The sequence below is a fragment of the Roseomonas sp. OT10 genome (assembly GCF_020991085.1).
Lineage (GTDB): Bacteria > Pseudomonadota > Alphaproteobacteria > Acetobacterales > Acetobacteraceae > Roseomonas > Roseomonas cutis.
The window spans coordinates 2,858,481-2,884,256 of sequence record NZ_CP087719.1; the positions used below are offsets into that span (position 1 = coordinate 2,858,481).

Consider the following 25,776-nt stretch of genomic DNA (forward strand, 5'->3'; position numbering starts at 1 on the left):
TACCTTCCGGCCCACGGTCCACTTTCCGGACCTTATCACGAATCCAGACCACGCCCAGACCAAGCGAAGGATGCACGCCATGGCCAAGGTCGCCCTCATCGGTGCCTCGGGAAATGCGGGAACCCGGATCCTGCGGGAGCTGTCGGACCGCGGCCACCAGGTCACCGCCATCGTCCGCCACCCGGAGAAGGTCGCGGCCCTGCCCGGCGTCACCGCGGTGAAGGGCGACGCCCACGACCGGGCCGGGCTCGCTGCCCTGCTGCGCGGCCACGACGCGGTGATCAGCGCCGTCCACTTCACCGCCAGCGACCCGGAGACGCTGATCGCGGCGGTGCGGGAGGCGGGGGTGCGGCGCTACCTCGTCGTCGGCGGCGCCGGCAGCCTGGAGGTCGCGCCCGGCCAGCGGCTGCTGGACCAGCCGGACTTCCCCGCCGCCTACAAGGCCGAGGCCACCGGCGGGGCGCAGTTCCTCGACCGGCTGCGGGGCGTGGACGATCTCGACTGGACCTTCCTCTCCCCCTCCGCGATGTTCGTGCCGGGCGAGCGGACGGGCCGCTTCCGCCTCGGCGGGGACGCGCTGCTGACGAACGAGCAGGGCTCCAGCATCTCCTTCGAGGACTACGCCATCGCCCTGGTGGACGAGCTGGAGCGCCCCGCCCACATCCGCCAGCGCTTCACTGTCGGGTACTGAGGTCCCCTCCCCGCGGACGGCGCCCACGCGGGGGGCGAGGCGTTGCGCCCTTCGCCCCCGGAGGGAAGGCTCCGCCTTCCCCCCGATACCCCCCATCCGCCAGGACACTGCGTGCCCTGGACCCGGTGGGGCTACCGCGGGACAGCCGGATACGGGGTCACGTCGCCGGAGGTCATGGACCTCCGGCGGGTTCGGCCATCGCCCTCGCTGCCGCATTCTTCTGCTTTCCCTGCGCCTCGCCTGACCACGCGTTCTCCAGGTTAAGCCCGAAGGCCAAACCCCTGGCCACGGAGAGCCAGACGTCCGCCGGGGTCCGGGGGCCGGCTCGCCCCCGGCGGAGGGGGCATCGGGGGAGGTGGCGCCTCCCCCGGGGAGCGGGCGCCCCGCCAGGAAGCCTCGCCGGAGCCATGGCGACCGGCCGCAGGAGCCCTGCGGACGGCGCGTTCATCCCCTCTTCCCCCCGCCCCCTGCCCGCCTGTAGGACCGCGCGCGACCTGCTCGGGAACGCCGCACCCATGACCGCCTCCTCGCCCTCGATCGCCGACCTGTCCGACGCGGAGTTCGCCGCGCTCGCCGCGCGCACCCGCGCCGACTACGACGCCTTCCGGGGGCGCGGGCTGAAGCTGGACATGACGCGGGGCAAGCCGGCGCCGGAGCAGCTCTCGCTGAGCGAGGCGATGCTCACCCTGCCGGGCAATGGCGACGTCACAGCCGAGGACGGCACGGACGCGCGCAACTACGGAGGGCTGAACGGCCTGCCGGAGATGCGGGCCTTCTACGGCGCGATCCTGGGGGCGCCGGCGGCGCAGGTGGTGATCGGCGACAACTCCTCGCTCGCGCTGATGCACGACGTGGTGGCGCTGGCCTCGCGCAAGGGCGTGCCGGGCGGGGCGGCGCCCTGGGGGAAGGAGGAGGTGGTGACCTTCCTCTGTCCCGTCCCCGGCTATGACCGGCACTTCGTGATCTGCGAGGAGTACGGCATCCGCATGGTGCCGGTGCCGCTGACCGGCCAGGGCCCCGACATGGACCAGGTCGAGGCGCTGGTGGCGGAGGACGCGACCGTGAAGGGCATGTGGTGCGTGCCCCGCTACGGCAACCCGAGCGGCGAGATCTGGTCCGAGGAGACGGTGCGCCGCCTCGCCGCGATGAAGACCGCCGCCCCCGACTTCCGGCTGTTCTGGGACGACGCCTATGCCGTCCACCACCTGACGGAGGCGCGGCACGGGCTGGCGAACGTGCTGGAGCTGGCGGCGGCGGCCGGCAACCCGGACCGGCCGGTCGTCTTCGCCTCCACCTCCAAGGTGACGCTGGCCGGGGCGGGCATCGCGGCGCTGGCCGCCTCGCCGGCCAACGTCGCCTGGTACCTCGCCGCGGCTAGCGTGCGCACCATCGGGCCGGACAAGCTGAACCAGCTCCGCCACCTGCGCTTCCTGCGCGACCTGGAGGGGGTGCATGCGCACATGGCGCGGCACCGCGCGCTGATCGTGCCGAAGTTCGCGGCGGTGCAGGCGGCGCTGGAATCGCGCCTCGGCGGGCTGGGCGTGGCGCGCTGGACGAAGCCCGAGGGCGGCTACTTCATCAGCGTCGATGCCTGGCCCGGCACCGCCGGCCGCGTCGTGGCGCTGGCGAAGGAGGCCGGGCTGGCCCTGACGCCGGCCGGCTCCACCTGGCCCTACGGGAAGGACCCGCAGGACAGCAACCTGCGCCTCGCCCCCACCTTCCCCAGCCTGTCGGACGTGACGGCGGCCTCGGAGGGCATCGCCCTCTGCCTGCTGCTGGCCGCGATCGAGGCGCAGGAGGCGGTGCGGGGCGCGAAGGCCGGCTGATGCCGGGCCGGGCCGCCGCCCCCACTCCCGCCCCGGGCGGCCCGCCTGCGGGCATCGCACGGACCAGCACCCGAGAACCGGCCTCCATCGCCCTGGCCCTGGAGGAGGCGCGCGCCGCCGCCGCGCGGGGCGAGGTGCCGGTGGGCGCGGTGGTGACGGATGCGGCCGGCCGGGTGCTCGCCCGCGCCGGCAACGAGGTGGAGGCGCGCCGCGACCCCTCCGCCCATGCGGAGGTCCTGGCGCTGCGCGCCGCCGCCGCGGCGCGGGGGGACAAGCTGCTGCCCGACTGCACCCTGACCGTGACGCTGGAGCCCTGCCCCATGTGCGCCCAGGCCGCCGCCTTCTTCCGGGTCCGCCGGGTCGCCTTCGGGGCCTACGACCCCAAGGGCGGCGGGGTGGAGCACGGGGCGCGCATCTTCACCGCCGCCTCCTGCCACCACGTCCCGGAGGTGGTGGGCGGGCTGCGCGAGGCGGAATGCGCCGAGGTGCTGCGCGGCTTCTTCCGCGGGTTGCGGGGGGAGGCCGGCGCATGAGGCTGCTGGCCCTCGACGGCGCCCTGGCCCGCTGCTCGGCCGCGGTGTGGGAGGACGGCGCGGTGCTGGCCCAGGCGGCGCGGGACGGCGCCTTCGGCCATGCCGCGACGCTGCCGGCCCTGGCACGCGAGGTGCTGGCCGAGGCACCCGGCGCGCCGGAGGCGGTGGCCGTCACCCTCGGCCCCGGCGGCTTCACCGGGCTGCGCGCGGCGCTGGCACTGGCGCGCGGCCTGGCGCTGGGCTGGGGCGTGCCGTGCCTGGGCGTGACGGTGGGCGAGGCGCTGGCGGCCACCCTGGCCGACGCGCCGGAGCGCGTGTGGTGCGCGGTGGACACCAAGCGCGGCCGCATCGCGCTGGAACGGCTGGGCGAGGCCATCCCCCCCGCCGTCTTCGCCGAGGCGGACCTGCCCGCCCCGCCCGGCCCCGTCACCCTCGTCGGCGATGCCGCGCCCCAGGCCGCAGCCCGCCTGCTGGCGCGGGGCTTCGTCGCCCGGCTGGCCGATCCGCGCCGGCCGGATGCGGCGCAGGTCGCCGCCGTGGCCGCCGCCCGCCGCGCCGCCGGCCTGCCCGACCGCCCGGCCGAGCCGATGTACCTGGAACCCCCGGCGGTGCGCCTGCCCGCGGGGGGCTGATTGCGCCCTATCCGCCCTCCGCCCGGGGATGCGCCCGGCGCCAGGTGTCCAGCAGCGCCGCCGAATCCACCGCCGCATAGCGCTGGGTGGTGGAGAGGCTGGCATGGCCCAGCAGTTCCTGGATGACGCGCAGGTCGGCGCCGCCGCCCAGCAGGTGGGTGGCGAAGGAATGCCGCAGCGCGTGCGGCGTGGCCTGTTCCGGCAGGCCGGCGAGGCGGCGGAAGGTCTGCAGGCTGCGGCGTGCCACGGCATCGTTCAGCCGCTCGCCCCGCGCCCCCAGGAAGAGCGGCGCCTCCGGTGGCGCCCCCGCCCGGTGCCGCAGATAGGCGGCCACCGCCTGCTCCACGGCGGGCAGCACCGGGACCAGCCGCTCCTTGTCGCCCTTGCCGCGGATGCGCAGCGCCGCCCCGGCCCGGGGCGCGTCGCGGATGTCCAGCGATAGCGCCTCGCTGATGCGCAGCCCGGCGCCGTAGAGCAGGGTGAAGAGCGCCACGTCGCGGGCAGCCAGGGCCGGATCGTCCTGGATGTCGCCGACCTCGCCCGCCACCTGCCGGGCCTGGCGCTCGGTCAGGGCACGCGGCACCGGCGGCCGCAGCCGGGGGCCACGCACCCCCGACAACGCGGCCGCGGAGACGGCGTGCCGCCTTGCCAGCCAGCGCAGGAAGCCACGCACCGCCGCAAGCTGCCGGGCGCGGGTGGCATTGCCCGCCCCGGCCGCGGCGCGGTGCGCCAGGAAGGCGCGCAGGTCCGCGGGACGCAGCGCCGACAGCGCGGCCAGGTCCGGCTCGCCGCCGAGGTGCTGCGCCAGGAAGCCCAGCAGGTCGGCGAGGTCCCGGCCATAGGCGGCCAGGGTATGCGGGCTGGCACGGCGCTCCTGCGACAGCCAGTCGAGGTAGGCCAGGCGGGCGGCCGCGGCATCGGCGGGCGCCCCGGTCATGGCCGCGCCAGCGCCGCCGCGGCCGCCTGGGCCAGGAAGAGCAGCCCCGCCCCGCCCCCGCGCAGCGGCAGCCGTCCCGGGTCGCGGGCCCCCAGCACCAGCAGCCGGGCACCACCGCCTCGGGAGGGGAGGCGCAGGAGGGCATCGCGCGCGATCAGCGCCGCGGCCTCCCCATGCAGGGGCGCGGCGTCCCCGGCCCCCGGGGCATCGCGCAGGCGCCAGTCCCGCCCGGGGGGCAGCAGCCGTGCCACCGCGCCGGCCGGCAGGGCCCGCCAGCGCGGCGCCGGCGGACCTTCCCGCGCCAGCACCACGGTCTCCAGCGCCAGCAGCGCCGGCCATTCCTGGGTGATCGCCTCCTGCGGATCGGCCGCGGCCAGAAGCGCCAGCACCGCCCGCTGAACCCGCGTCGCGAGCTGGGCGGCCCGGCGGACCCGGTGCGCCGCCTCGGCCGCGGCGGTGCGCTCAGCCGCCAGCATCGCCGCCATGTGGTCGGCCAGCCTCTCGCCATGCACCCGGCGCGGCGGTTCCTGTGCGCGATAAAGGGACGGGTTCTCCGCCAGGAAGCGGGGATGGGCGGCGAGCCAGGCGGCGATCTCGGCCGCCGCTCGCGCCTCGTCAGGGTCCTCGGGCAGCGGGCGGGGGCGCGGGAGGGCATCCATGCCGGCCCATCCTGCACCGCGCGGGGCATGGCGGCCAGGGCCCGGACCCAGGGGCGCATCAGCCCTGATGGTGCAGTGCAGCAGACCGGGGCCGAAAACGCTTCTGGTCGGGAAGCCGTATGGGCTAGGAAGGCGGGGACTTACCGCTGGCTTCCCGCCACCCGGCCCGCGAGCACCCGATGTCCCTACCCCTGGCGACGGACCCGACGAGACCGTGAACCGCATGCAGGCCGCCTTCCGGGCGCCGCCACCCGTCCCGCCCGCCGGCCTGTCGAGCCACCCCTCCCCCGGCACGGGGCTGCCGGAGCCCCCCGCGCCCTGGACCCGGCCGATCTGGTGGATCGCCCTGGCCGGGGCGATGTCCACCGACATGCTGGGCTGGGCCTTCCAGAATCCCATCGTGAGCCCGGGCCTGTTCGTCCTGGTCTGGGCCGGCGCCTTCGTGGCCTGGCCGCGGACCATGCTCGAGGCCGCCACCATGTCCTGGCTGCCCTGGCTGATGCCGGTGCTGGGCTTCCTGTCCTTCCTGTGGTCCCGCGAACCCCTCATCTCGGCGAAGATGGGGGTGGAGATGTTCTTCACCGTCCTGACCACCATGATGATGGCCCGGCAGCTGCCGGCGCGGAACATCATCGCCATCCTGCAGCTTGTCTGCCTGATCGGCGGCATCGCCAGCCTGGTCGACGGAACCACCCGCGACGGGCTGATCGGCATCTACGGATCGAAGAACTCCCTGTCCTACTATGCCGGCCTGCTGATGATCACCTCCGTCGCCGTGCTGGTGGACGGCAAGCAGCCGTGGATCTTCCGGCTCCTGGCGCCGATCGGCATCGCGGCCTCCCCGGCGCTGCTCATCCAGGGCAACTCCGTCGGCGCCCTGGCGGCCTGCGCCGGCGCGACGATGGTGATGCTGGCCTTCACCACGATCCGCCTCGTGCCCGACAGGTTCCGTGCCTCCTACGTCATGCTCTTCATCACGATCACGCTGCTGGTCGGCGCCATCGTGGGCACCGTGATCGCGCAGGAGAAGGCCGTCCTCCTCGAGATGGTCGGCAAGAGCGAGAACCTGACCGGCCGCGGCTATCTCTGGGCCAGGGCGACCGAGCTCATCCAGGAGCGGCCGCTCCTCGGATACGGCTACTACGCCTTCTGGGTGCAGGACTACGTGGAGGCAGAGGGTCTCTGGCGCTACTCCCACGTCGCGGCGCGGATGGGCTTCCACTTCCACAATCTCTACTACCAGACGGCCATCGACCTCGGGCTGCTGGGCCTGGGCTGCATGATCGTCGTGCTGGTGCTGACGGCCGTGGCCGTGCTGGTGCGGGCGATACGCCATCCCGGCGGCGACAGCATCTTCTTCGTAGGCTTCCTCGTCTTCCTCTACGCCCGCACGATCAGCGAGGTGGAGTTCAACTACGTCTTCCAGTTCACGCAGCAGATCTTCGCGATGACCTGGATCTACGCGACGCAGTCCCAGCGACTGGCGCCGATCTGGGCCGGGCTGCGGCCCGGCCGCCGTGCCGTGTCCCGCCCGGTCGGCGCGGTCCGGCCGGCCCTGGCGGGCCCCCGCCAGGGCTGACTGCCGCCGGCGGGCGTGTAGCCCACGCGCGCAGAGCCGGGACGTGGTGACGGGCGGCCGAGGCCAGCGCGCGCTGCCGCTCGTCCGGGAGGACGGTGACACCGCCCCCAGTTGATCACGCCGATGTTATTTCCAACCCTGGATTGGGAACGGCTTACTCGGTCCCTTGATCCGGTCCGCCATACAGAACGACGATATAACAAATTGTTCTGATTGCAAATAATACAATCACAGGTGGATCAGAGGGACAGGAAAGCGTCCTGGTCGCCGCTTATACCGGCAGACATGGGATGATTGCGTGCAAAACAACCTGGCTGGAATCCAATACCTGCGGGCCTTCGCGGCTCTTGCCGTCGTCGCCTACCACGCCCTGGCGGAAGCAGGCGGTGGCTTCCTCGTCGGTGCCGCGGGCGTCGACCTGTTCTTCGTGATATCAGGCTTCATCATGTACGCGGTCGCCACGCGCCGCTCCCCCTCGCCCGGCTCCTTCCTCTGGAACCGCCTCGTCAGGGTGGCCCCGCCCTACTGGGCCATCACCGTGCTGCTCGTTTTCCTGTCGATCGTGTTCCCGTCCCTGGTGCCGGCCCTGAAGCCGGACCTCGGCCGCCTCCTGTCCTCCCTCGCCTTCATCCCCCATGCCGATCCCCAGGGGAACGTCTGGCCGATCCTGGTCCCCGGCTGGACGCTGAACTACGAGATGTTCTTCTATCTGGTCTTCGCGGCCGCGCTGACCTTCCCGCGCGCCTACCGCCTGGCGGTGACGACGGCAGCGATGGTGGGGCTCGTGATGCTGGGCCTCATCGTCCGGCCAACCCACCCGATCCCCTTCACCTACACCCATCCCCTTCTGCTCGAGTTCGTCGCCGGCATCTGGATCGGCCATTTCTGGACCAGCAGGACCCTGCCCGGCAGGCGGATGGGCTGGCTGCTGATCGCGATGAGCCTGGGCTGCTTCGCGGCGCTCGGCGCCACCGGGTTCTACAGCGAGGCCTGGCGCGTCGTGCTCTGGGGCGTGCCTTCCGCCCTGCTGCTCGGCGGCGTCGTCTGCCTGGAGGCGCAGGGCGGCATCGCGCGGCTGCCCCTGCTGCACCGGATCGGCGACGCCTCCTACTCGCTGTACCTCACCCACACGCTGCTCGTGGCCGCGGCCTGGAAGGTGCTGTCGTTCCTGCCGCCGGTGGCCTTCGCCGGTGCCTGCATGCTGCTGGGCTCGTTGGTCGGCATTGCCTGCTACGGGCTGTTCGAGCGCCCGCTGACGGCCTGGCTGCGCGCATTGCCGGGCCGGTTCCGGAGCCGCCTCACCGTCGCGCCCGAACTGCCCTAGGTCCTTGGCGGGGAAGGCTGCCCCCGAGAGCGAGCCTTCCCATCGTCGTCAGGTGTCGGCCCCACCCGCGGATCGGGCGGCAGGGCGGTAGGCGACAGACAGGCGATGGCCGACCCGGATGCCCGGGGGCCGGACCGCCATCCTACCATTCCGCGGGAGGCGGGCCCGCTGCGCCCCGGCAGGCCGCCGCTACCCGATCGTCTGTCCCGTCTTCTTCCAATCCGCCAGGAAGGCTTCCAGACCCTTGTCGGTCAGCGGGTGCTTGATCAGCCCGCGGATGACGTTGGGCGGCAGGGTCGCGACATGCGCGCCCAGCTTCGCCGCCTGGAGCAGGTGGACGGTGTGCCGGATCGAGGCCACCAGCACCTCCGTCTTCAACTGCGGGTACTGGCGGTAGATCGTCATGATGTCGGCGATCAGCCCCATGCCGTCCTGGCCGATGTCGTCCAGCCGGCCGACGAAGGGCGAGACGAAGGTGGCGCCGGCCTTCGCCGCCAGCAGCGCCTGGACCGGGGTGAAGCACAGGGTCACGTTGACCATGGCCCCGTCGTTCACCATATGTTTGCACGCGCGCAGCCCCGCCTCGGTCAGCGGCACCTTCACGGCGACGTTGGGGGCGATGCGGCGCAGGAACTCGCCCTCCCGCATCATCCCGTCGTAATCCGTGGCCGTGACCTCGGCGGAGACGGGGCCCGGGGTGATCTCGCAGATCTCGGCGATCACCTCGGCCATGGGGCGGCCGGACTTGGCGATCAGGGAAGGGTTGGTGGTGACGCCGTCGAGCAGGCCGGACTCGGCCAGGGCGCGGATCTCGGACACCTCGGCGGTGTCGACGAAGAACTTCATGCGGCGGACTCCCGTGTGCGCGGCGGTGGCATAGCCCATGGCGACCCCGCGCAAGAAGCCCGTGGGCCCCGTCCGGCCCCGCGTCAAGGTTCTGCTGCCACTGCCCCTGGCGGGACCCTATGACTATCGCGTGCCCGAGGGCATGGCCGTTCCCCCGCCCGGCACCTTCGTCGAGGTGCCGCTGGGCGGGCGCGACCTGTGCGGCGTCGTCTGGGACGGCGCGCCGGACCCGACCCTGTCGGAAGCGCGGATCAAGGACGTCATCGGCACGCTGATCGTGCCGCCGATGACGGACAGCCTGCGCCGCTTCGTGGACTGGGTGGCCGCCTACACGCTCGCGCCCCAGGGCGCGGTGCTGCGCATGGCGATGAGCGTGCCCTCCGCGCTGGAGCCGCCGGGGCAGCAGGCAGGCTGGCGCCTTTCGCCCTCCGGCGAGGCGGCGAAACGCGGCGCCCCCGGCTACCGGCTGACCGAGGGACGGCGGCGCATCCTGGACGTTCTGCTGCCCGGCGAGGCGCGGGCGGGGTCGGAGATCGCCGACGAATCCGGCGCCTCGCCCGGCGTGCTGCGCGGCATGGCCGAGGCGGGGCTGGTCGAGCCCGCCCTGCTGCCCCGGCCACCCGCCTTCCCCGCGCCCGACCCGGAGCATCCCGGCCCGGAGCTGATGCCGGAACAGGCGGAATCGGTGGCGTCCCTGCGCGCGCTGGTGGACCGCCGGCGCTTCGGGGTGACGCTGCTGGCGGGCGTTACCGGCTCCGGCAAGACGGAGGTGTACCTCGACGCGGTGGCGGAGTGCCTGCGCCAGGGGCGGCAGGCGCTGGTGCTGCTGCCGGAGATCGCGCTCTCCGCGCAGTGGCTGGAGCGGTTCCAGGCGCGCTTCGGCTGCCCGCCCGCGCTGTGGCATTCGGAGCTGGGCGGCAAGCGGCGGCGCAACACCTGGCGCGCGGTGGCGGAGGGGGAGGTGAAGGTCCTCGTCGGCGCCCGCTCCGCCTTGTTCCTGCCCTTCCCCGATCTCGGCCTGATCGTCGTGGACGAGGAGCACGAGACCGCCTTCAAGCAGGAGGAGGGCGTGATCTACCACGCGCGCGACATGGCGGTGGTGCGCGCCCGGCTGAACGACGCCGCCTGCGTGCTGGTCTCCGCGACCCCGTCGCTGGAGACGCTGACCAATGCGGAGGCGGGACGCTACACCGCGCTGCGCCTGCCCCGCCGCCACGGCGCCGCCGGGCTGCCGGAGGTCGGCGTGCTCGATCTCCGCAAGGTCCCGCCCGAGCGCGGCCGCTTCCTCTCGCCCCCCCTGGTCGCCGCCGTGCAGGAGACGCTGGCGAAGGGCGAGCAGGCGATGCTGTTCCTGAACCGCCGCGGCTATGCGCCCATGACGCTGTGCCGCGCCTGCGGCCACCGCATCCGCTGCCCCAACTGCACCGCCTGGCTGGTGGAGCACCGCGCCCAGCGCCGGCTGCAATGCCACCATTGCGGCCATGTCGAGCCGATCCCCCAGTTCTGCCCGGAATGCGGCGCGGAAGGCAGCCTGACCGCGATCGGCCCGGGGGTGGAGCGGGTGCAGGAGGAGGCGGCGCAGCTCTTCCCCGAGGCGCGGCGGCTGGTCATGGCCTCCGACACCATCCCCGGCCCGGCGGCCGCGATGGAGGCGGCGCGGCAGATCGCCGAGCGCGAGGTGGACCTCATCATCGGCACCCAGATCGTCGCCAAGGGCTGGCACTTCCCGCATCTGACCCTGGTCGGCGTGGTGGATGCCGATCTCGGCCTCGCCGGCGGCGACCTGCGCGCGGCGGAGCGGACCGTTCAGCTTCTCCACCAGGTCGCCGGCCGCGCCGGCCGCGCCGAGAGCCCCGGCAAGGTGCTGCTGCAATCCTGGGTGCCGGAGCATCTGGTGATGCAGGCCCTCATCTCCGGCGACCTGGACAGCTTCATGGCCGAGGAGGCCGCCTCCCGCCGCCCCGATGGCTGGCCGCCCTTCGGCCGCCTCGCCGCGCTGATCGTGAGTTCGGAGGACGAGCGCGCCGCCGACCGCGTGGCCCGCGACCTCGGCCTTGCCGCGCCGGGCGGGGACGGCGTGCAGGTGCTGGGCCCTGCCCCGGCCCCCCTCTCCATGCTGCGGGGCCGGCACCGCCGCCGGCTGCTGCTCAAGGCCCGGCGCGACGTGGCGGTGCAGCCGCTGCTGTGGGACTGGCTGGGGCGGGTGGAGGTTCCGTCCGCCGTCCGGGTCCAGGTGGACGTGGACCCAGTCAGCTTCCTGTGACCCGGCCGGCGGGGCTCAGCCGCCGCGCAGCGGAAATTCGCCCCGCCAGTCCCGCACCCATTCGTGCGGGGTCTCCGCCATCTCCTCCGGGGGGATTTCCTCCAGCAGGGCCTTGTGGTCCTCCGGCAGGTCCCCGTCCTGGTCGGGAGCCTCGGGGTCCGTCCCCTCCACCGGCTCGGCGACCGGGCCGGTGATGCCCGTATTCGCCGGCGGGTCGGAGGCGGGGAAGGATTCCTCCACCGTCTCGTCGATCCGGGCCTCGTCCTTCTTGCGCGTTCCGCTCATCGGGATCTCCCTGGCTGCGCTGCCCCGTCCGGAGCCTGCCTCGAGAGCGCGGCAGCCCGCCAGGGGTTCCAGGGGCCGCCACAACAAGAAGCGGCGGTCGCCCGGGACGCGGCCTCAGCTCCGGAAGACGACGGTCTTGCGGCCGTTCAGGATCACCCGCTGCTCGATGTGCCAGCGCACGGCCCGGGCCAGGACCCGGCGCTCGATGTCGCGGCCCTGGCGGATCAGCTCGTCCGGAGTGTCCTGGTGGCTCACCCGCTCCACGTCCTGCTCGATGATCGGGCCCTCGTCGAGGTCGGCCGTCACGTAGTGGGCGGTGGCGCCGATCAGCTTCACCCCGCGCGCGTGCGCCTGGTGGTAGGGGCGGGCGCCCTTGAAGCCGGGCAGGAAGGAGTGGTGAATGTTGATGCAGCGCCCGGCCAGCTTGGCCGCCAGCCCGTCCGACAGAATCTGCATGTAGCGGGCGAGCACCACCAGCTCCGACTGTGTCTCCTGCACCAGGGCCCAGATCCGGGCCTCCTGCTCCATCTTGGTCTCGCGCGTGACGGGCAGGTGGTGGAAGGGGATGCCGTCGAGGTCGAGATGGGCATAGGCCTCGCGCGGATGGTTGGAGACGATGGCGGTCGGCTCCATGTCCAGCTCGCCCAGCCGCCAGCGGTAGAGCAGGTCGGCCAGGCAATGGTCGAACTTCGAGGCCAGCAGCATCACCCGGTGCCGCTGCCGCCGGTCGCGCAGCGTCCAGGCCATGCCGAAGCGGCCCGCCAGCACCTCCAGCCGCTGCCGCAGCCCGGCCGTGTCCGGCTCCCCCTCCCCCGGATGGTCCAGCACCACCCGCATGAAGAAGCGGCCGGTCTCCGTGTCGTCGAACTGCTGCGCCTCCAGGATGTTGCCGCCGGATTCGAAGATGCCGGTGGCCACCGCCGCGACGATGCCGGGGCGGTTGGGACAGGACAGGGTCAGGATGTGCTGCGGATGGGGCATGGCCGCCCCCGGGTCGCGCGCGCCCGGCCCGCCGTCAAGCCGGCCAGCACCGGTTTCGCACCGGATCGGCGCAGGATTCCGGCCCCGGCGGTGACGGAAGCGTAACCCGCCCGGTTGCCGCACGCCGGGGCCGCATGCTAAGGCGCCCGCGCCGCAGCGGGGTTCCTCCGCCGCGCGCCCGGCCGCATGCCGCGGCCCAGCACAACGGTACGGGAACCTACGTGGCCTCCGAAGCGACGACCGTCTCGCCCGACGCGCCCAGCGCGGCCCAGACCGCCGGGCCCGCCGGCGGACTCGCCCAGCGCTATGCGCGCGCCCTGCTCGACCTGGCGCGGGAGCGCCGGACGGTGGACCAGGTCGCCACCGATGTGGACAACCTCCTGGCGCTGTGGCGCGACGACGCCCCCTTCCGCGCCTTCGTCTCCGACCCGCGCCTGGACTCGGCGGCGCAGCGCAAGGGCGCCTTCGCCGTCCTCGAGCGGGCGGGGATCGGCGGGGACGTCCGGAACCTGGTCGGCGTGCTGGTGAACAACCGCCGCCTTTCCGCCCTGCCCGCCGTGGCCCGGGCCTTCGGCACCCTGCTCGCCGAGCAGCGCGGCCAGGAGACCGCGGAGGTGACCACGGCCCATCCGCTCACGGACACGCAGCGCAACCAGATCGCCGCGCGCCTGACCGAGGCCGGGCACTCCAACGTCCGCCTGGTCGAGCACCTCGATCCGTCCATCCTGGGCGGGCTGGTCCTGAAGATCGGCTCCCGCCTCTACGACACATCCATCAAGTCCAGGCTGCAGCGCCTGAGCTACGCCATGAAGGGGGCCGCCTGACTATGGACATCCGTCCCGCCGAGATCTCCGAGATCCTCAAGCAGCAGATCGCCGGCTTCGACGCCGAGGCGAACGTGGCCGAGGTCGGCTCCGTCCTGACCGTCGGTGACGGCATCGCGCGCTGCTACGGCCTGCAGAACGTCATGGCCGGCGAGATGGTCGAGTTCCCGAACGCCGGCGTGAAGGGCATGGCCCTGAACCTCGAGGCGGATAACGTCGGCGTCGTGATCTTCGGCGACGACCGCGCCATCCGCGAGGGCGACACCGTCGCCCGCACCGGCACCATCGTGGACGTGCCCGTCGGCAAGGGCCTGCTCGGCCGCGTGGTCGACGGCCTGGGCAACCCGATCGACGGCAAGGGCCCGATCATGTTCACCGAGCGCCGGCTGGCCGAGGTGAAGGCGCCCGGCATCATCCCGCGCAAGTCGGTGCACGAGCCGATGCAGACGGGCATCAAGGCGATCGACAGCCTGGTGCCGATTGGGCGCGGCCAGCGCGAGCTGGTGATCGGCGACCGCCAGACCGGCAAGTCCGCCGTGCTGCTGGACACCATCATCAACCAGAAGCCGATCAACGCCGGCGACGACGAGAGCAAGAAGCTCTACTGCATCTACGTCGCGGTCGGGCAGAAGCGCTCCACCGTGGCCCAGCTGGTCCGCACGCTGGAGGAGCAGGGCGCGATGGAGTACTCCATCGTGGTCGCCGCCACCGCCTCCGACCCCGCCCCGCTGCAGTTCCTGGCGCCCTACACCGGCTGCGCCATGGGCGAGTACTTCCGCGACAACGGCATGCACGCCCTCATCATCTACGATGACCTGTCCAAGCAGGCCGTGGCCTACCGCCAGATGTCGCTGCTGCTGCGCCGCCCGCCGGGACGCGAGGCCTATCCGGGCGACGTGTTCTACCTGCACTCGCGCCTGCTGGAGCGCGCGGCGAAGATGAACGACGACTTCGGCGCCGGCTCGCTCACCGCCCTGCCGGTCATCGAGACCCAGGCGGGCGACGTCTCCGCCTACATCCCGACCAACGTCATCTCCATCACGGACGGCCAGATCTTCCTGGAGACGGAGCTGTTCTACAAGGGCATCCGCCCGGCCGTGAACGTCGGCCTCTCCGTGTCCCGCGTGGGCTCGGCGGCGCAGATCAAGGCGATGAAGCAGGTCGCCGGCAAGATGAAGCTGGAGCTGGCGCAGTACCGCGAGATGGCGGCCTTCGCGCAGTTCGCCTCCGACCTCGACGCCTCCACCCAGGCCCTGCTGGCCCGCGGCGCCCGGCTGACCGAGCTGCTGAAGCAGCCGCAGTACCAGCCCGTCCCGGTGGAGGAGCAGGTGGTCTCCCTCTTCGCCGGCACCCGCGGCTATCTCGACAAGATCGAGGTGAACCAGGTGACGCGCTTCGAGCAGCGCATGCTCTCCGAGATCAAGGCGGCCAAGCCGGAGATCCTGGAGACGATCCGGAAGGAGCAGGCGATCTCGGGCGACACCGAGAAGAAGCTGATCGCCTTCCTCGACGGCTTCGCCAAGTCCTTCTCGTAAGGGCGCGGGTTAGGGAACACGCCCCATGGCGAACCTGAAGGCCCTCCGGGCGCGCATCGCCTCGGTGAAATCCACCCGGAAGATCACCCAGGCGATGAAGATGGTCGCGGCGGCGAAGCTCCGCCGCGCCCAGGCGCAGGCCGAGGCGGCCCGCCCCTATGCCGAGCGGATGGGGCGCATGCTCGCCTCCCTCGGCGCCGCGGCGGCCAGCAGCCCGGAGGCGCCGAAGCTCCTCGTGGGCACCGGCTCCGACCAGACGCACCTGCTGGTCGTGGTGACCGGCGAGCGCGGGCTCGCCGGCGCCTTCAACACCAACGCCGCCCGCTACGCCCGGACCCGCATCCGCGAGCTCGAGGCCAAGGGCAAGACGGTCAAGGTGATCACGGTGGGCCGCAAGGGGACGGCCTTCCTCAAGCGCGAGATGGGCAGCCGGATCGTGCAGGAGATCTCCTACGCCTCCGTCAAGCGCGTCGGCTTCGACCAGGCGCAGGAGATCGCCGACCGCATCACCGCGCTGCTGGAGGCGGGCGAGTTCGACGTCTGCACGCTGATCTACAACCGCTTCCGCTCCGTCATCTCCCAGGTGCCGGGCGAGCAGCAGCTGATCCCCACGGCCCTGCCGGCGGCGAACGACAACCCGGCCGAGGCCGTGGGCGGCGCGCTGTACGAGTACGAGCCGGGCGAGGAGGAGCTGCTCACGGCGCTGCTGCCGAAGAACCTCGCCATCCAGATCTACCGGGCGATCCTGGAGTCGGTGGCGGGCTTCTACGGCTCGCAGATGAACGCGATGGACAATGCCACGCGCAACGCCGGCGAGATGATCAACAAGCTCACGCTCAACTACAACCGCACGCGACAGGCCAACATCACCAGCGAGCTGATCGAGATCATCTCGGGTGCCGAGGCGCTCTGAAGGACCCACCGCCATGAAGAACAACGTCGGGAAGATCACCCAGATCCTGGGCGCCGTGGTGGACGTGCAGTTCCCCTCCGAGCTGCCCTTCATCATGAACGCGCTGACCGCCAAGGTCGGCGACCGCACCCTGGTGCTGGAAGTCGCCCAGGAGCTGGGCGAGCGCACCGTGCGCTGCATCGCCATGGACACGACCGACGGCCTGGTCCGCGGCACCGAGGTGGTGGACACGGGCAAGGGCATCTCCGTCCCCGTGGGCGCCGGCACGCTGGGCCGCATCCTGAACGTCATCGGCGAGCCGATCGACGAGCGCGGCCCGGTGCCGCACGACAAGACCTACACCATCCACCGCGACGCCCCCCTCTTCGAGGACCAGGCGACCGCGGCCGAAATCCTGGTCACGGGCATCAAGGTCATCGATCTGCTCGCCCCCTACCTGAAGGGCGGCAAGATCGGCCTGTTCGGCGGCGCCGGCGTGGGCAAGACCGTCACCATCCAGGAGCTGATCAACAACATCGCCAAGGGCCATGGCGGCGTGTCGGTCTTCGCCGGCGTGGGCGAGCGCACCCGCGAGGGCAACGACCTCTACCACGAGATGATCGACGCCGGCGTCATCAAGCTGGGCGAGAACACCACCGAGGGTTCCAAGGTGGCGCTGGTCTACGGCCAGATGAACGAGCCGCCGGGCGCCCGCGCGCGCGTGGCGCTGTCGGGCCTGTCGATGGCGGAGTACTTCCGCGACGAGCAGGGCCAGGACGTCCTGTTCTTCATCGACAACATCTTCCGCTTCACCCAGGCGGGCGCCGAGGTCTCCGCGCTGCTGGGCCGCATCCCCTCCGCGGTGGGCTACCAGCCGACGCTGGCCACCGACATGGGCGCGCTGCAGGAGCGGATCACCTCGACCAAGAAGGGCTCGATCACCTCGGTGCAGGCCATCTACGTGCCCGCCGACGACCTGACCGACCCGGCCCCCGCCACCTCCTTCGCCCACCTGGACGCCACGACGGTGCTCAACCGCTCGATCGCCGAGCTGGGCATCTTCCCGGCGGTGGACCCGCTCGACTCCACCTCCCGCGCGCTCGACCCGCGGATCGTCGGTGACGAGCACTACCGGACGGCCCGCGAGACGCAGCGCATCCTGCAGACCTACAAGTCGCTGCAGGACATCATCGCCATCCTGGGCATGGACGAGCTGTCGGAGGAGGACAAGCTGGTCGTGGCGCGCGCGCGCAAGATCCAGCGCTTCCTGTCCCAGCCCTTCCACGTCGCCGAGGTCTTCACCGGCACCCCGGGCGTCTTCGTGAAGATCGAGGACACCATCCGCTCCTTCGCGGGCATCGTGGCCGGCGAGTACGACCACCTGCCGGAGGCCGCCTTCTACATGGTCGGCACGATCGAGGATGCGGTGAAGAAGGCCGAGGGGCTGAAGCAGGCGGCCTGAACGGCCTCCTGCCAGGAGAGACAGCATGGCCGAGACCTTCGATCTGGAGCTGGTCAGCCCGGAGCGACTCCTCCTCTCCCGCCCGGTCGAGATGGTCACCATCCCGGCCTGGGAGGGCGAGATGGGCATCCTGCCGAAGCACTCCCCGATGATCGTCGCCCTGCGGGGCGGCGTGATCCGGGTCCAGGAGGGCGGCCGGGAGAGCGAACGCCTCTTCGTGATGGGGGGCTTCGCCGAGATCACCCCCACCCGCGTCACCGTGCTGGCCGACGAGGCAACGCCGGTGGCCGAGGTGTCCCGGGCGGAGGCGGAGAGCCGCCTCGCCGAAGCCGAGTCGGCCTATGCCGCCGAGGCGAACAGCGCCCCGGACGTCCGCGAGCGGGCGATGGAGCGGGTGCAGGCCGCCCGCGCCATGCGCGACGCGGCCACCGCCGCCTGAACCACCCGGACAACCCGACAGCGGCAAGGGCGACCCCAGCGGTCGCCCTTTCCTTTTGCGGGCTGCGGATTGGGGGCGATGGGGAGGGCGGCGGAAGCCGCACCGCGCTTCTGCCATCGCTTTGACTTGAAACCCGGCCCCTGCGAGCGGAGATTCACCGCGGCGCACCACACGGCCGGCCCATCCGGCGCCCCCTCTGGCCACCGCACCGGGAAGACCGATCACCGCATGAAACACTGGCATATCGAGCAGATCGCCTGGGACCGCTTCGACCCGTCGAAGGTCGGGCCGGACGTGATCCCGCTGGTGAAGGCGGCGGCGATGGTGGAGAAGAACGGCAGCGACTACGCCGTCTACCTGAACAACGTCTTCGTGGGCGATCCGGACTTCCAGCAGGCGGCCGACCACTGGGCGGTGGAGGAGGAGCAGCACGGCGACGCGCTGGGCCGCTGGGCGATGCTGGCCGATCCCGGCTGGGACTTCGACACCGCCTTCGCCCGCTACCGCGCCGGCTACAAGATCGAGACGACGGTCGATGCCTCGATCCGCGGCTCCCGCACGGGCGAGCTGATCGCGCGCTGCATGGTCGAGACGGGGACCTCCTCCTACTACACCGCCCTGGGCGACGCGACCGAGGAGCCGGTGCTGAAGCAGATCTGCAAGCTGATCGCGGCGGACGAGTACCGGCACTTCAAGCTCTTCTACGACCACATGAAGCGCTACCTGGCGCGGGAGAACCTCTCCTTCCTCCAGCGGCTGAAGGTCGCCATGGGCCGCATCGGCGAGAGCGAGGATGACGAGCTGGCCTTCGCCTATCATTGCGGCAACGAGGGCGCGGAGATTCCCTACAGCCACGACCGCTGCATCGCGGGCTACATGGGCCGGGCGATGGGCTTCTACCGCTTCCGCCACATCGAGCGCGGCATGGGCATGATCTTCAAGTCCATCGGGCTGGAGCCGCGCGGCCGCATGTCCGACCTCGCCGCCAAGGGCGCCTGGAGGCTGCTGCAATGGCGGCGCGGCAAGTACGAGCAGGTCCTGGCCCGCCCCGCCAACGAGAACGCCGCGCGGGCCGCGGCCTGACAGTGACCTGCCGTCGCCCGCTCCTCGCCGCGGCCCTGGCCGCGGCAGCCCCGATGTCGGCCCAGGGCCGGACCGTCCAGGCCCGCACCGCCCAGGCCCAGCCGGCCGTGCCGGCGGCCCCCCCCGGGCGTGACGGCCCCGGCCTGGGAGAGATCGCCCGGTCCCGTGACCTCGCCTACGGGGCCGCGGCGCAGGGCGGCCGCCTCGTCAACGAGACGGACTATGCCCGCGCCTATGAGGTGGAGGCGGCCCTGCTGGTGCCGGAATACGAGGGCAAGTGGGCGGCGCTGCAGCCCACCGAGGGCCGCTTCGACTTCGGCCCGCTGGAAACCCTGACCGGCTGGGCAACCGCGAAGCGGAAGGCGGTCCGCGGCCATGCCCTGGTCTGGCACCAGGACCTCCCCGCCTGGACCCAGGCCGCCCTGGCCGAAGGGCCGCGCCGCGCCCGCGGCGTGCTGGAGGCGCATATGACGGCGGTGCTGGCCCGCACGCGCACCACCATCCGCGATTGGGACGTGGTGAACGAGCCGGTGGCCGACCCGCCCGGCAGCGACACGCCCCAGGCCACGGGGGAGCTGCGCGACACCCCCTGGCTGCGCGCCCTCGGCCCCACCTACCCGGCGCTGGCGCTTCGCCTGGCGCGGGAGCGCGATCCGACGCTGCGGCTGGTGCTGAACGAGTACGGGGTGGAGGAGGAGGCGCCGCACTGCCTGGAGAAGCGCCGCCGGCTGCTCGCCCTGGTGCGCGCGATCCGCAAGGAGGGGGCGCCGCTGGACGCGGTGGGGATGCAGGCGCACCTGCAGATGGACCGGCCCTTCGACCCGGCCTCCTTCACCGCCTTCTGCCAGGAGCTGCGGGCGGAGGGGCTGGAGCTGCTGGTCACCGAGCTGGACATGCGCGAATCCTGGCAGGTGCCGGAGGGCTACCCCGCGCGCGACAAGCTGGTGGCCGAGCGGATCAAAGCCTTCACCGAGGCCGCCCTGGCCGGGGGGGTGAAGACCTTCCTCACCTGGGGCCTGCGGGACGTGGATTCCTGGCTGGTGAAGGACCCCGGCGTGGCGCGCAAGGACGGCCTGCACCATCGCGGCCTGCCGCTGGACTGGGAAGGCAACCGCAAGCCCTTCTGGGAGGCCATGGCGAACGCCTTCCGGTCGGCCTGACGGCCTCGCCGCCCACCCCGCCCGGCGGGCGGGAGGTGCGGTTCAGCCGGGGGCCCCGGCGCGCGCCAGGCCCGCCGCGACCAGGGCCGCGTTTCCGTCCGCCTGCCGGCCATCGGGCAGCAGCGCGCCATCCTCCAGCCCCAGCCGGGCCATCAGCCCCAGCTCCCGGGCGAGATCGAAACAGGGCCAGACGCTGCGGCCCTCGCCATGCAGCTGACGTTCGGCGGGGTGCTGCGCGGCATCCAGCCGATCGAGGATGGCATGGGCCAGGGCGACGGCTTCCGCAGCCGGCAGGTCCGGGATCTCCACCAGGACGCGCCGGCAGTCCAGGCCGAGGGACAGGAGCCGCGCCGCATCCCCGACCGAGGCCAGCCCTGCCTCGATCCCCACGCCCGCCCGCCGCAGCGCGGCCATGCTGTCGGGGGCGTCGGCCTCCGAGAGGTTGACCGAGGCCTCGTCGGGCCGTGCGGCGCCCAGCGCCGCCCAGCCCGCGATCCCGTCATGGCGCTCGACGGGCGGGGCGATCCAGGCGCCCGTCGAGACGGAGACCGGAAGGCCGGTAGCCGCCCGCACGGCCCGTACCGCCGCGCCGATCACCGCCGGGGCGAGCGATTCACACCCCGTGGCGTCGCGCGGGTGCAGGTGCAGCGCGACCGCCCCGACGGCGGCGCAGGCGGCCGCGTCGTGCGCCAGGGCGGCCGTGTCCAGCGGCAGCGCCGGGTGGAAGTCCCTGGGGCGGGCGCCGTTCAGGCATGCCTGGATGCGCATCAGCCCCGGCCCAGCAGGCGCCGGACCCGCTGGCCCCAGCCGTGCAGCCGGCGCGTGAGCCCCTGCTCCATCCTCTCGATCCGCGAGACCGCGCCGGGGAAGCGGCCCGCCAGCCGGCCCCAGCCCCGGGCCGCCCAGAGGTGCTGATCGCGCAGCACGAACAGGCCGAGCGCCAGGAAGATGAAGCCCTGGAGGAAGGGCAGGATGCAGCCCAGCACCCCCAGCACCAGGCAGCTCCAGCCCGCGGCCATCCGCGCGGCATCGGGCCGCAGGACCACCATGGGCACGTCATCCGATACGGTCATGGCCGCGGCAGGTGGTCCGCCCGGGCAGCCCGATCAACGTCCCTGGGAAGGCACTCTCGCGAATGGCATCGCCGGACCCCGCCGGGCGGGGCCATGCGGCGTCATTCCACCCGGGCGCCGGCGGCGCGGACCACCTCCGGCCAGCGCTTCACCTCGGCACGCAGCAGCTCGCCGAAGGCGCCAGGGCCGGTGCCCGTGACCTCGAAGGCCTGGGCGCGGAGCTGCCCGGCCACCTCGGGCTCCGCCAGGGCGGCGGTGATGGCAGCAGCCAGCGTCTCGACCACCGGGGCGGGCGTGCCGGCCGGGGCGACGATGCCCTGCCAGGTGACGACCTCGAAGCCGGGAAAGCCGCTCTCCGCCACCGTCGGAACATCGGGCAGGGCCGGGTGCCGGGTGGCGGAGGTGACGGCCAGCGCCCGGATCCGGTCGCCGCGGATCTGCTCGATCGCCGCCGGCAGCGTCACCAGCAGCGCGTCGACATGCCCGCCCGCCAGGTCGACCACGGCCGGGCCACCGCCACGATACGGCACATGCGTCCAGCGCGCGCCCGAGGCGGTGGCCAGCAGCGCCCCCGCCAGATGCCCCAGGCTGCCGTTGCCCTGCGACGCCAGGGTCAGCCGCCCCTCCGCCTCCTTCGCCAGCGCCAGGAAGCCGGGGAGGTCGCGCGCCTCCAGGCCGTTGCGGACCACCAGCACCTGCGGCGCGCGCACCGCCTCCGCCACCGCCACGAAGTCGCGGGCGGGGTCATAGCCCAGCTTCGGGAAGATCGCCGGGTTGATGGCCAGCACGTCGGAGCCGACGAGCAGGGTGTAGCCGTCGGGCCGCGCCTTCGCGACGTGCTCGAAGGCGATGTTGCTGCCGGCGCCGGCCATGTTCTCCGCCACCACCGTCTGGCCGAGCGTGGCGGTCAGCCGCTTCGCCAGGACGCGGCCGATGATGTCCAGGCTGCCGCCCGGGGCGACCGGGATGATCAGCCGAAGGGGGCGGTCGGGCCAGGCCCCGGCCGGCTGGGCCCAGGCGGGGGCGGAGGCAAGCGCGAGGCCGGCGGCAAGGAGGCCGCGGCGGGTCGGGACGGGCATGGCAAAGGGTCCGGCGAGCGATGTCGGCCCCCTTTTCCACGTGGCCGGGACGCGAATGCAAGCGAGGGAATTCCCATCCCTTCGGGCGTGATTTGGGGAAAAGGCCTTCCATGGACGGGCCGTTCCGCAGCAACGCCATGCTGCCGCGGCGACTCGGCTCAGGCCGCCAGCCGGAGCAACTCCTCCACCCGCACATGCCGCTCCAGGTGGTCGGCCAGCGCATCCAGCGCCGCCTCCACCTCCGCCCCGTGGTCGCGCGGCGCGGCAGGCGCGCCCAGCCGCGCCAGCCAAGCGGCGCGCTGGGCATCGCCGCCGAACAGCCCGTGCAGATAGGTCCCGGCCACGCGGCCGTCCGGCGAGACCGCGCCCTCCGCCCGCCCCTCCAGCCAGAGCAGCGGTCGCGCCGTGTCCGGCCCGGTGGTGCGGCCGATATGCATCTCGTAGCCCTCGGCCGGCACGCCCGCCGCGTCCTGGCCCGACACCCGGGCCAACCGCTTGTCGCCGGCCAGCACCGTCTCCACCGCCAGCAGGCCCAGGCCCGGGACCTCCCCGGGCGGCCCCTCCACGCCCTCCGGATCGGCGATGCGCCGGCCCAGCATCTGGTAGCCGCCACAGAGCCCCAGAACCCGCCCGCCGCGCCGGCGATGCGCCAGGATGTCCGTGTCCCACTCCTCCGCCCGCAGCGCGGCGAGGTCGGCGATGGTGGCCTTCGACCCCGGCAGCAGAACGAGGTCGCAATCCCCCGGCAGCGCCATCCCCGGGCGCAGCAGCACCAGTTCCACCCCCGGCTCGGCGGCGAGCGGGTCGAGGTCGTCGAAGTTCGCGATGCGCGGCAGCAGCGGCACGGCGATGCGGCAGCGCTGGCCTCCCCGCCGCTCGGGCTTCCAGGCATCGAGGTCGGCGGCATCCTCGGCCGGCAGGCGCCGCGCCGCGTCGAGGAAGGGCACCAGCCCCAGCGGCGCCCAGCCCGTGCGGGCCGCGATCGCGGCCATCCCGTCCGCGAACAGCGACGGGTCGCCGCGCATGCGGTTGACGATGAAGCCCCGGATCAGCGCGGCGTCGTCCGGATCGATGACTGACCGCGTTCCCACGAGGCTCGCGATCACCCCGCCGCGGTCGATGTCGCCCACCAGCACCACGGGCGTCCCGGTCGCACGGGCGAAGCCCATATTGGCGATGTCGCCGGCGCGCAGGTTGATCTCCGAGGCGCTGCCCGCCCCCTCCACCAGCACGAGGTCGGCCTCCGCCCGCAGCCGCGCGTAGCTGTCGAGCACGAACGGCAGCAGGCTGGGCTTCAGCGCCTGGTACTCGCGCGCGCGGGCGGTCGCGTAGACCCGCCCCTGCACCACCACCTGCGAGCCCACCTCGCTCTGCGGCTTCAGCAGCACGGGGTTCATGTGCACGCTGGGCGCCACCCCGGCCGCGCGCGCCTGCAACGCCTGGGCCCGGCCGATCTCGCCGCCATCCTCGGTGACGGCCGCGTTGTTCGACATGTTCTGCGGCTTGAACGGCCGCACCCGCAGCCCCCGCCGCGTGAAGGCCCGCGCCAGCCCGGCCACCAGCAGCGACTTGCCAACGGAGGAGCCGGTGCCCTGGAGCATGAGGGCCCTCATTCCATTCGGCCGGGGCATGCGGGGGAGCGGCCTCCCAGGCTGTCCCCCTTTGGCCCCCTCCCCCTTTCGGGAGTCCGCGAGGCACCACGGCCTGCGCCCGTTCCACGCAGGCTCCACCCGCGGGTGGGGCGCAGGTCCGGCCAGGTGCGGACTCCTGAAAGAAGGAGGGGGATTCGGGGGAGTTCACTCCCCCGAGACATCCGACGCATCAGAACTCGATCCCCGCCTGGGTCTTCACCCCCGCGGCGAAGTGGTGCTTCACCGGCACCATCTCGGTGACGGTATCCGCCGCCTCGACCAGCTCCGGCGGCGCGTTGCGGCCGGTGACGACCACGTGCAGCGCCGGCTCGCGCGCGCGCAGCGCCGCGACCACCTCCTCGGCCGGCAGGTAGCCGTAGCGCAGGGCGATGTTCAGCTCGTCCAGCACCAGCAGCGCGAGGCCCGGCCGGCGCAGCAGCGCCAGCGCCTGCTCCCAGGCGCGGCGGGCGGCGGCGATGTCGCGCGCCTTGTCCTGCGTCTCCCAGGTGAAGCCCTCGCCCAGGCTGTGCCACTCGACCAGCCCGCCGAAGCCCTCCAGCACACGGCGCTCGCCCGTGTCCCAGGCGCCCTTGATGAACTGCACCACCGCCGTGGGCCGGCCATGCCCGACCATGCGCAGCAACAGGCCGAAGGCCGCCGTGGACTTGCCCTTGCCCTTGCCGGTGTGGACCAGCAGCAGTCCCTTCTCGACGGTCTTGGACGCGACCTCCGCATCCTGCACCGCCTTGCGCGCCGCCATCTTCGCGCGGTGGCGCGCGGCCTCGTCCTCGCTCATGCGCTTCCCTTCAGGGCCAAGGGCAGCCCGGCCGCCACGAAGACCACGTTCTCCGCCCGCGCGGCGAGGCGCTGGTTCAGCCGCCCCGCCTCGTCGCGGAAGCGCCGGGCCAGCACGTTCTCCGGCACGATGCCCAGCCCCACCTCGTTCGCCACCAGCACGGTGGGGGCGGCGCGATCCGCCAGCACGGCCTCCAGCGCCGCGACAGCGGCGGGGATGTCGCGCTCCCCCAGCATCAGGTTGGTCAGCCACAGCGTCAGGCAGTCCACCAGCACCGGCCGCCGCCCCGCGTCCCGGAGCGCATCGGCGAGGTCCAGCGGCGCCTCCACCGTCTCCCAGCCCGGCTCGCGCCGGGCGCGGTGCTCGGCGATGCGGGCGCGCATCTCGTCGTCGAAGGCCTGGGCGGTCGCGACGTAGCGCCAGGGCGCCGCGTGGCGGGTCGTCAGCGCCTCGGCCGTGCGGCTCTTGCCCGAGCGCGCGCCGCCGAGGACCAGGGTGAGAGGGGCGGCCATCGCGCGCAGGTGGGCCGGATGGACGCCCCCGCGTCAAGCCGGGAGGCGCGGGCGCCCCGGCTCCCTCCCCGCCCGGCGCCCTGGAGCATGCCCCCCGATCCGGCCATGATCCGGGGGATGCGCCTCCTGCTGGTCCGCCACCTGCCGGCCGAGATCGCGCCCGGCCTCTGCTACGGCAGGCTGGACCTGCCACCCGGCCCGGTGGAGGCGGCCGAGGCGCTGGCCGGCTGCCTCGCCGCTGCCTGGAACGGGGGTCCCGCCCGGGTCTGGACCAGCCCCGCCCGCCGCTGCGCCACGCTGGCCGGGACGGTCGCGCAGCGCCTGCGGGCCGTGCCGGAGCCGGACCCTCGCCTGCTGGAGCTGGATTTCGGCCGTTGGGAGGGCCTGTCCTGGGATGCGATCCCGCGCGACGGGCTCGATGCCTGGGCGGCGGACCCGGCCGGCTTCGCACCGCCGGGCGGCGAAAGCGGCGCCGCGCTGCTCGCCCGCGTCGCGGCCTTCGTCGCCGACCGCCGGCGGGAGGGCGCGAGCGGCGTCGTGGTGACGCATGGCGGGCCGCTGCGCCTGCTGCCGGCGCTGCTGCGCGGCACGGCGCCGGACCTGCTGGCCCCTGCCCCGCCGCCCGGCGCGTGGCAGGTGGTGGAGGCGGCGGGCTGATCCGCCACCCCCGGCCGATTCAGTTTGCCACATCTCCCCTGGCCTCGCCCCGGTACCGGGACGGCCGGAAATGCTCT

At 73.2% G+C, this 25,776-nt stretch carries 26 protein-coding genes; 15 read left to right on the top strand and 11 right to left on the bottom strand.

Annotation, left to right across the window (positions count from 1 at the left end; genetic code table 11):
• The first annotated feature begins 79 nt into the window (after window positions 1-79).
• The 4 genes from LPC08_RS13090 to tsaB all read left to right on the top strand — a co-directional run bounded on the left by LPC08_RS13090 (window position 80) and on the right by tsaB (window position 3,682).
• Window positions 80-691, top strand: coding sequence for an NAD(P)-dependent oxidoreductase (locus LPC08_RS13090; RefSeq protein WP_230448684.1), 612 nt, complete (start codon window positions 80-82; stop codon window positions 689-691).
• 515 nt (window positions 692-1,206) lie between these two features.
• Window positions 1,207-2,517 (top strand): aspartate aminotransferase type Ic, encoded by a 1,311-nt coding sequence (locus LPC08_RS13095; protein ID WP_230448685.1) that lies wholly within the window; start codon window positions 1,207-1,209, stop codon window positions 2,515-2,517.
• Window positions 2,518-2,603: 86 nt separating this feature from the next.
• A complete protein-coding gene (locus LPC08_RS13100; RefSeq protein ID WP_230453076.1) occupies window positions 2,604-3,050 on the top strand; it encodes a nucleoside deaminase in 447 nt (148 codons plus the stop codon).
• Complete coding sequence (tsaB, locus tag LPC08_RS13105) at window positions 3,047-3,682, top strand: tRNA (adenosine(37)-N6)-threonylcarbamoyltransferase complex dimerization subunit type 1 TsaB (protein WP_230448686.1); 636 nt, start codon at window positions 3,047-3,049, stop codon at window positions 3,680-3,682. The genes LPC08_RS13100 and tsaB overlap by 4 nt, the downstream gene beginning before the upstream one ends.
• A 7-nt stretch (window positions 3,683-3,689) precedes the next feature.
• Here tsaB and LPC08_RS13110 read toward each other — a convergent pair whose 3' ends face one another.
• Both LPC08_RS13110 and LPC08_RS13115 read right to left on the bottom strand, forming a co-directional pair.
• Entirely contained in the window at window positions 3,690-4,619 is a 930-nt protein-coding gene (locus tag LPC08_RS13110; RefSeq protein ID WP_230448687.1) for a tyrosine recombinase XerC, read from the bottom strand.
• Window positions 4,616-5,278 carry a hypothetical protein gene (locus LPC08_RS13115; protein WP_230448688.1) on the bottom strand — a complete coding sequence of 221 codons (663 nt, stop codon included), beginning with the start codon at window positions 5,276-5,278 and terminating at the stop codon, window positions 4,616-4,618. The genes LPC08_RS13110 and LPC08_RS13115 overlap by 4 nt, the downstream gene beginning before the upstream one ends.
• A 223-nt stretch (window positions 5,279-5,501) precedes the next feature.
• Between LPC08_RS13115 and LPC08_RS13120 the strand changes: the two genes are divergently transcribed.
• Both LPC08_RS13120 and LPC08_RS13125 read left to right on the top strand, forming a co-directional pair.
• Window positions 5,502-6,857, top strand: coding sequence for an O-antigen ligase family protein (locus LPC08_RS13120; RefSeq protein WP_230448689.1), 1,356 nt, complete (start codon window positions 5,502-5,504; stop codon window positions 6,855-6,857).
• Between the two features lie 298 nt (window positions 6,858-7,155).
• Complete coding sequence (locus tag LPC08_RS13125) at window positions 7,156-8,181, top strand: acyltransferase family protein (protein ID WP_230448690.1); 1,026 nt, start codon at window positions 7,156-7,158, stop codon at window positions 8,179-8,181.
• A gap of 189 nt (window positions 8,182-8,370) precedes the next feature.
• Here the strand turns inward: LPC08_RS13125 and fsa are convergent, their stop codons facing one another.
• Window positions 8,371-9,027: a fructose-6-phosphate aldolase gene (gene fsa, locus LPC08_RS13130; RefSeq protein WP_230448691.1), complete on the bottom strand. Its 657-nt coding sequence runs from the start codon at window positions 9,025-9,027 to the stop codon at window positions 8,371-8,373.
• Between the two features lie 37 nt (window positions 9,028-9,064).
• Here fsa and LPC08_RS13135 point away from each other — a divergent pair, with 37 nt between their 5' ends.
• On the top strand, window positions 9,065-11,290 hold the full coding sequence (locus LPC08_RS13135) for a primosomal protein N' (RefSeq protein WP_230448692.1): 2,226 nt from the start codon (window positions 9,065-9,067) through the stop codon (window positions 11,288-11,290).
• A gap of 15 nt (window positions 11,291-11,305) precedes the next feature.
• Here LPC08_RS13135 and LPC08_RS13140 read toward each other — a convergent pair whose 3' ends face one another.
• Entirely contained in the window at window positions 11,306-11,575 is a 270-nt protein-coding gene (locus tag LPC08_RS13140) for a hypothetical protein (protein WP_230448693.1), read from the bottom strand.
• Window positions 11,576-11,689: 114 nt separating this feature from the next.
• Complete coding sequence (gene purU, locus LPC08_RS13145; protein ID WP_230448694.1) at window positions 11,690-12,556, bottom strand: formyltetrahydrofolate deformylase; 867 nt, start codon at window positions 12,554-12,556, stop codon at window positions 11,690-11,692.
• A gap of 221 nt (window positions 12,557-12,777) precedes the next feature.
• Between purU and LPC08_RS13150 the strand changes: the two genes are divergently transcribed.
• The 7 genes from LPC08_RS13150 (at window position 12,778) to LPC08_RS13180 (ending at window position 19,951) form a co-directional block, all read left to right on the top strand.
• Window positions 12,778-13,380, top strand: a complete 603-nt coding sequence (locus tag LPC08_RS13150) for a F0F1 ATP synthase subunit delta (protein ID WP_230448695.1) — start codon at window positions 12,778-12,780, stop codon at window positions 13,378-13,380.
• A gap of 2 nt (window positions 13,381-13,382) precedes the next feature.
• The gene (atpA, locus tag LPC08_RS13155; RefSeq protein ID WP_230448696.1) at window positions 13,383-14,915 is read left to right on the top strand and encodes a F0F1 ATP synthase subunit alpha; all 1,533 of its coding nucleotides are present in this window, start codon (window positions 13,383-13,385) and stop codon (window positions 14,913-14,915) included.
• 25 nt (window positions 14,916-14,940) lie between these two features.
• On the top strand, window positions 14,941-15,828 hold the full coding sequence (locus LPC08_RS13160) for a F0F1 ATP synthase subunit gamma (protein ID WP_230448697.1): 888 nt from the start codon (window positions 14,941-14,943) through the stop codon (window positions 15,826-15,828).
• A 13-nt stretch (window positions 15,829-15,841) separates the two neighbouring features.
• Window positions 15,842-17,269 carry a F0F1 ATP synthase subunit beta gene (gene atpD, locus LPC08_RS13165; protein ID WP_230448698.1) on the top strand — a complete coding sequence of 476 codons (1,428 nt, stop codon included), beginning with the start codon at window positions 15,842-15,844 and terminating at the stop codon, window positions 17,267-17,269.
• 25 nt (window positions 17,270-17,294) lie between these two features.
• The gene (atpC, locus tag LPC08_RS13170) at window positions 17,295-17,708 is read left to right on the top strand and encodes an ATP synthase F1 subunit epsilon (protein ID WP_230448699.1); all 414 of its coding nucleotides are present in this window, start codon (window positions 17,295-17,297) and stop codon (window positions 17,706-17,708) included.
• A gap of 228 nt (window positions 17,709-17,936) precedes the next feature.
• The gene (locus LPC08_RS13175; protein WP_230448700.1) at window positions 17,937-18,791 is read left to right on the top strand and encodes an acyl-ACP desaturase; all 855 of its coding nucleotides are present in this window, start codon (window positions 17,937-17,939) and stop codon (window positions 18,789-18,791) included.
• Window positions 18,792-18,844: 53 nt separating this feature from the next.
• Complete coding sequence (locus tag LPC08_RS13180) at window positions 18,845-19,951, top strand: endo-1,4-beta-xylanase (protein WP_230448701.1); 1,107 nt, start codon at window positions 18,845-18,847, stop codon at window positions 19,949-19,951.
• 42 nt (window positions 19,952-19,993) lie between these two features.
• Here the strand turns inward: LPC08_RS13180 and LPC08_RS13185 are convergent, their stop codons facing one another.
• From LPC08_RS13185 to cobU, 6 genes are all read right to left on the bottom strand, one after another.
• Window positions 19,994-20,719, bottom strand: a complete 726-nt coding sequence (locus tag LPC08_RS13185; RefSeq protein WP_230448702.1) for a 3-keto-5-aminohexanoate cleavage protein — start codon at window positions 20,717-20,719, stop codon at window positions 19,994-19,996.
• The gene (locus LPC08_RS13190) at window positions 20,719-21,024 is read right to left on the bottom strand and encodes a hypothetical protein (protein WP_230448703.1); all 306 of its coding nucleotides are present in this window, start codon (window positions 21,022-21,024) and stop codon (window positions 20,719-20,721) included. Before LPC08_RS13190 ends, LPC08_RS13185 begins: the two co-directional genes overlap by 1 nt.
• Before the next feature lie 101 nt (window positions 21,025-21,125).
• Window positions 21,126-22,103: a Bug family tripartite tricarboxylate transporter substrate binding protein gene (locus LPC08_RS13195; protein ID WP_230448704.1), complete on the bottom strand. Its 978-nt coding sequence runs from the start codon at window positions 22,101-22,103 to the stop codon at window positions 21,126-21,128.
• Between the two features lie 158 nt (window positions 22,104-22,261).
• Entirely contained in the window at window positions 22,262-23,704 is a 1,443-nt protein-coding gene (locus LPC08_RS13200; protein ID WP_370643229.1) for a cobyric acid synthase, read from the bottom strand.
• Window positions 23,705-23,924: 220 nt separating this feature from the next.
• Window positions 23,925-24,530 carry a cob(I)yrinic acid a,c-diamide adenosyltransferase gene (cobO, locus tag LPC08_RS13205; protein ID WP_230448706.1) on the bottom strand — a complete coding sequence of 202 codons (606 nt, stop codon included), beginning with the start codon at window positions 24,528-24,530 and terminating at the stop codon, window positions 23,925-23,927.
• Window positions 24,527-25,042, bottom strand: coding sequence for a bifunctional adenosylcobinamide kinase/adenosylcobinamide-phosphate guanylyltransferase (gene cobU / locus LPC08_RS13210; RefSeq protein WP_230448707.1), 516 nt, complete (start codon window positions 25,040-25,042; stop codon window positions 24,527-24,529). Before cobU ends, cobO begins: the two co-directional genes overlap by 4 nt.
• Before the next feature lie 117 nt (window positions 25,043-25,159).
• On the opposite strand from cobU, the gene LPC08_RS13215 reads away from it, so the two are divergent.
• The gene (locus LPC08_RS13215) at window positions 25,160-25,699 is read left to right on the top strand and encodes a histidine phosphatase family protein (RefSeq protein ID WP_230448708.1); all 540 of its coding nucleotides are present in this window, start codon (window positions 25,160-25,162) and stop codon (window positions 25,697-25,699) included.
• The last annotated feature ends 77 nt before the right edge of the window (window positions 25,700-25,776 follow it).

What these genes read in the sequence shown, in the direction of transcription:
- LPC08_RS13090 (WP_230448684.1), top strand. Translation starts at nt 80, where the DNA reads ATGGCCAAGGTCGCCCTCATCGGTGCCTCGGGAAATGCGGGAACCCGG.
- LPC08_RS13095 (WP_230448685.1), top strand. Translation starts at nt 1,207, where the DNA reads ATGACCGCCTCCTCGCCCTCGATCGCCGACCTGTCCGACGCGGAGTTC.
- tsaB (WP_230448686.1), top strand. Translation starts at nt 3,047, where the DNA reads ATGAGGCTGCTGGCCCTCGACGGCGCCCTGGCCCGCTGCTCGGCCGCG.
- LPC08_RS13110 (WP_230448687.1), bottom strand. Translation starts at nt 4,619, where the DNA reads ATGACCGGGGCGCCCGCCGATGCCGCGGCCGCCCGCCTGGCCTACCTC.
- LPC08_RS13115 (WP_230448688.1), bottom strand. Translation starts at nt 5,278, where the DNA reads ATGGATGCCCTCCCGCGCCCCCGCCCGCTGCCCGAGGACCCTGACGAG.
- LPC08_RS13120 (WP_230448689.1), top strand. Translation starts at nt 5,502, where the DNA reads ATGCAGGCCGCCTTCCGGGCGCCGCCACCCGTCCCGCCCGCCGGCCTG.
- fsa (WP_230448691.1), bottom strand. Translation starts at nt 9,027, where the DNA reads ATGAAGTTCTTCGTCGACACCGCCGAGGTGTCCGAGATCCGCGCCCTG.
- LPC08_RS13135 (WP_230448692.1), top strand. Translation starts at nt 9,065, where the DNA reads ATGGCGACCCCGCGCAAGAAGCCCGTGGGCCCCGTCCGGCCCCGCGTC.
- LPC08_RS13140 (WP_230448693.1), bottom strand. Translation starts at nt 11,575, where the DNA reads ATGAGCGGAACGCGCAAGAAGGACGAGGCCCGGATCGACGAGACGGTG.
- purU (WP_230448694.1), bottom strand. Translation starts at nt 12,556, where the DNA reads ATGCCCCATCCGCAGCACATCCTGACCCTGTCCTGTCCCAACCGCCCC.
- atpA (WP_230448696.1), top strand. Translation starts at nt 13,383, where the DNA reads ATGGACATCCGTCCCGCCGAGATCTCCGAGATCCTCAAGCAGCAGATC.
- LPC08_RS13160 (WP_230448697.1), top strand. Translation starts at nt 14,941, where the DNA reads ATGGCGAACCTGAAGGCCCTCCGGGCGCGCATCGCCTCGGTGAAATCC.
- atpD (WP_230448698.1), top strand. Translation starts at nt 15,842, where the DNA reads ATGAAGAACAACGTCGGGAAGATCACCCAGATCCTGGGCGCCGTGGTG.
- atpC (WP_230448699.1), top strand. Translation starts at nt 17,295, where the DNA reads ATGGCCGAGACCTTCGATCTGGAGCTGGTCAGCCCGGAGCGACTCCTC.
- LPC08_RS13175 (WP_230448700.1), top strand. Translation starts at nt 17,937, where the DNA reads ATGAAACACTGGCATATCGAGCAGATCGCCTGGGACCGCTTCGACCCG.
- LPC08_RS13180 (WP_230448701.1), top strand. Translation starts at nt 18,845, where the DNA reads ATGTCGGCCCAGGGCCGGACCGTCCAGGCCCGCACCGCCCAGGCCCAG.
- LPC08_RS13185 (WP_230448702.1), bottom strand. Translation starts at nt 20,719, where the DNA reads ATGCGCATCCAGGCATGCCTGAACGGCGCCCGCCCCAGGGACTTCCAC.
- LPC08_RS13190 (WP_230448703.1), bottom strand. Translation starts at nt 21,024, where the DNA reads ATGACCGTATCGGATGACGTGCCCATGGTGGTCCTGCGGCCCGATGCC.
- LPC08_RS13195 (WP_230448704.1), bottom strand. Translation starts at nt 22,103, where the DNA reads ATGCCCGTCCCGACCCGCCGCGGCCTCCTTGCCGCCGGCCTCGCGCTT.
- LPC08_RS13200 (WP_370643229.1), bottom strand. Translation starts at nt 23,704, where the DNA reads ATGCTCCAGGGCACCGGCTCCTCCGTTGGCAAGTCGCTGCTGGTGGCC.
- cobO (WP_230448706.1), bottom strand. Translation starts at nt 24,530, where the DNA reads ATGAGCGAGGACGAGGCCGCGCGCCACCGCGCGAAGATGGCGGCGCGC.
- cobU (WP_230448707.1), bottom strand. Translation starts at nt 25,042, where the DNA reads ATGGCCGCCCCTCTCACCCTGGTCCTCGGCGGCGCGCGCTCGGGCAAG.
- LPC08_RS13215 (WP_230448708.1), top strand. Translation starts at nt 25,160, where the DNA reads ATGCGCCTCCTGCTGGTCCGCCACCTGCCGGCCGAGATCGCGCCCGGC.